Source organism: Paenibacillus sp. EB106-06-01-XG199 (assembly GCF_058791575.1).
In genome coordinates this window covers 1-4,226 of the sequence record NZ_JBYTDQ010000028.1, presented here as the reverse complement: position 1 = coordinate 4,226, position 4,226 = coordinate 1, and the positions used below count along the sequence as shown (strand labels likewise).

2 protein-coding genes are annotated in these 4,226 nt (G+C 43.4%); both read left to right on the top strand.

Going from position 1 to position 4,226, the window contains the following annotated elements; translation table 11 throughout:
• A partial coding sequence (locus tag AC3WT9_RS34525) for an RHS repeat domain-containing protein (protein ID WP_492408970.1) occupies positions 1-1,089 on the top strand: 1,089 nt, incomplete at its 5' end.
• Between the two features lie 147 nt (positions 1,090-1,236).
• The coding region (locus tag AC3WT9_RS34520) for an RHS repeat domain-containing protein (protein ID WP_492408968.1) at positions 1,237-4,226 on the top strand (2,990 nt) is incomplete at its 3' end.

Genomic DNA, 4,226 nt, shown 5'->3' with positions numbered 1-4,226 from the left:
ACATTCACAACGGGAAACAAAGAGAATTACTATTTGATCTGGGGAATATTTAAAGGCGGCGCCCTGTCCATTGACGACATAGAAATCACAAAAGTAAATGAATCCTTTGAGAGTGGTTCGTTTACCAATACTAATTTCAATGCTGGCTCTGGAGTCATTACTAATGAATCTTCCAAAGTGGTTACTGGACAATATTCAGCTTACCTTAAATCACTGGCAACTGAACCAACAAAGGAATTTGTAAATACAGATCTTAATAAGTATAAATTCGAACCTAATACGACTTATTCAGTAACTTTCTCCTATAAATCAGCTGACATGGATTCTTCGAACGCCAACCGGTACTTTTATTTCCTGGCTCGAAGTTCAGACAAGCTAGAAGAGAAAGGAATGACCACCTGGCAGAATCCTAGTGGCAGCAAGGGCAGCAAAACCGTTACGTTCACGACAGGGAGCAAAGATAATTACTATCTGGTTTGGGGCATCCGTCAAGGTGGCGCTCTTTCGCTGGATGATATAGAAATCTCTAAAGTAAGTGAATCTTTTGAGGGTGGCTCGTATAGCGGGACTGGCTTTTCACCCGTATCTGGAATGATTACTAATGAACCCTCAAAAACCGTCAGCGGGTCATATTCTGCCTATTTAAGCTCCACAGCTTCCCAGCAGTGGGCGAACTTCGCAAGTACAGATTTGGATCAAGTGAAGTTTCAGAGCAATACGACATATTCAGTGACCTTTTCTTACAAATCTATTGATATGGATTCAACCAATGCCTACCGCTATTTTTACTTCTCAGCACGTGGTCTAGATGATATTGAAACCAAAGGCTGGACTACATGGAATAGTGCCGCGGGAACAAAAGGAGTAGAAACGGTCACCTTTACTACTGGAAATCAAGAAAACTACTATTTGTTCTGGGGAATTTATGGCGGAGGCGCTCTCTCCATTGATGACATTATTATTAAGCAAGCGACAACTTATCTCTACGATGATAATGGAAGGCTGGTGCAGATCAAACAACCCAACAATAAGACGACTTACTATAATTATGACTCGAATGGCAATCTGAGGGGGACCCGAACGGAATAGTGCTGCAATGCGCTGACCTGCCTATGACGGAACAATCTGGAGACCGGTAATAGCTTATGTGAATTGAATTAGGGGCGGACCGCTCTTGCACTAGATTCGTGCTTTGCTATACATGACTTTAAAAATGAATGATAGGGGAGTATTTATTTGAAGAATAGAAAAAAGATGAATTCATTTCTCAACGTTGCTTTATCCTTTACTATATTAGTAGGCGGTTTTCCAGTTACAAATGAACGTATAGCCGCTGCTGAGAGCAATCCGATCCTTTCCTCTGAATATGTGAAGGCCGAAACTAAGGTGGAAAGTCCTGCTCCTTCTCCAGCCCCATTGAATACAATATCCGAACAGCAAATTGAGCCTACATTTAATCCCGGAAATGTCCAGATGAAATCAGCCTTTGCTGAAAATAAAAAGCTTATAGACGAGGTTGTATCCGTAACTGGAGACGTTTACGATCCGAACATGTTAACCATTCAAATGCTAAAAGAGAAAACCTATGAAACGCGTATGAAATTAGTTCCTGGGAAAACAAAGGAAAATTTAGAGAAGCCTCTTGCCCGTGCGGCTGAACCCAGGTCCCTGGATTTAACCCAAACAGAAATTGAACCGCTTGTTCTGGCTGGAGCCTCCAAGGTTGATGTATATTGGGTAAATTATCTGAGCTTGCTACAGGAGAAGCGAACCCCGCTGGAACTTTGGAAATGGAAACTGAATGAGAAAAGATCCTGGGAGGATATCCAGCAGGAGCTTGAAAAAGAAGCAGGAATATTCAGTAAGCCCACTGTACAGGAAAATGTGTATGCAACTGAAATGTTTAACCATTTTTCTTTTAACGGAAAGCCAACAGTTTCCTCCTCAGTATATGGACAAGAAGAGGGTACCGGGAAAGGGTATCGATCAGAATTAGCCCTCTCCATGAGTACCTTCGATGCAGCCGTATCCGGTGTGATCAACAAGTTAGCCCTTGCTCAAATCAATCAAACCTATAAACCGCAGTTTAATGACCGCAACAGTTCCAGTGAAATGGTCGATCCGGTGTCAGGAAGTGTGACCCGGAAAGAAAACCTGATTCACTTGCCTGGTGTGGATGGACTGGACTTAGATATTGGCCTTATGTACAATTCCAACCAAAGTATTCCCTTTCTTATTAGTACATGGTGGGATCCCAACTTTCAGAGTTGGGAATATAGCTACAATTATCGTCTTCCGGTCTTAGGCAGCGGGTGGTCGTATCAATTCCCATACTTACAAAGAGCTGGTGATACGGGGTTCATCTACCACGATGGAACAGGCAATGCGTATAGAGTTCGTGATGACAATAGTAATGATGAGCTCTCACTTTATACAAATTTACTCAATTATAAAGGCAAAGACAAGCGACTGGTATATGAAAACTGGAACAATGGCGCATTCAGTAATGGGCAACAAAGATCAAGTTCCTACATTGAATACTTAGATCTTAAACGAGAATACTTTTCCAATGATGGGGATTTAATTGGAATCGTAGATCGCTTCGGCAATACGATTACATTTAAATACGACGAATCAAGAAGATTGTTCTCGATAACGGATACCGTTGGCCGTGTGGTGAAATTTAATTACGAGGAAGACCTGGATTCCGAGGTATTTGATGGGGAAAACGTAGATATTCGGGTCTATAACGAAGAGAACGCGACGCAAGAAGTTCAGAAGGTGGTATTGACGAAAGGGAGAGTATTGGGGGAAATTCAAAGAAATATAGGCATACCACCACTTCAAAAGTATATTCCGTGCCTTGCGTCAATTACCGATCAAAACGGAGAGAAAACCTATTTCGAGTATCAAAATGGCTTTTCTTCTTATGTTGGTTCTTACGACGGATTTCTTTTTAATTCGTTCCTGAAAAAAATTACGTATCCCAATTCTGTTACAGAATATGAATATGAACAAGCCGATCGTCATACCGGCCCGAATTCCACCGTCGTAGAGTATCGGGCGAAATCTAGAAAGGACAAGACGGCATCCAAGACGTATCAGGAAATAAACTATACTTATACAGGTGATTATACGGGGAATACCCCGGATCAATATCCCGCTGTTTTGCCTGCGGATTTTCGGTTTAGTACGACGTCAACTGTGGTTAGCACGACTGCCAGTAATGGGCTCCAAACCACTCATACATTTGATAAAGATGGCAGAGTGCTTCGGACGGAAACCCGGGAGGCTGGAGGCGAGCGGAAGATCACTGACAATACGGCGTTTCATGGAGTCTTTACCCGGTATCCCACAAGGACTACCCTCTCGGAGTATGCTCCCCAAGACACTGAAGCAACCGCAAATCATTTATACACCGAAACCGTGTATAACAGTTGGGGGCAGGTTGAGAGTCAAACGAAGCCGTTGACCGGAGATCAGTTTAATAATCCGGCAATCAAACAGCATTATACAACCACCTACCAGTATGAACCTAAGTATCATTTGCTGGAAACGCAGTCCTGGTATAACAATGAAAATGATGCAGCACCGCAAAATGAACGTTATACCTATACTCCTGAAGGGCGGCCGGTAACGGTAACCAATGCGTTAGGAGACAGGACGGTATACAGTTATAATTATTTTAATAGTACGGGAGGGATCTCCCAGGCAACGGCGGAGAAGACCGCCCAAGGCCAACTAGTGGCCAAAAGCGTGACCCAGTACGGGCCCGAAGGCCGCCGTGCCTACCCTACCGAACAACAGCAGTGGTTCAACATTGGTACATCCAATCAGCAGATTGTGAAAACCACGATGAGTTATGAGATGGGTTACGGATTGCTGAAAAGTCAGAGCGACGAGAATGGCAAGACCACGAGGTATGAATATGATGCCGCAGGGCGTCTGAAAAAAGAGACCTATCCAAATCGCTCCAACGCCAACGGAGAAGTGTTCAGTGAGGTCGTAGAGTATAACTACTATAATACAAGTTCCGCAAACTTTGATGCTGTCAATACGGGAATGCCGGTCTTAAAAGTGGACTCTATCCGAACTGTCACTCAGTTATCGAATAAGAGCGTGGTCAAAACCTATGCGAATGTGCTTTACAACGGAATGGGTTTGGCCCTTTTAGAGGAACACTTTGATGACAACGCTGGAAAATGGGTATTCACCCAGTATCACTA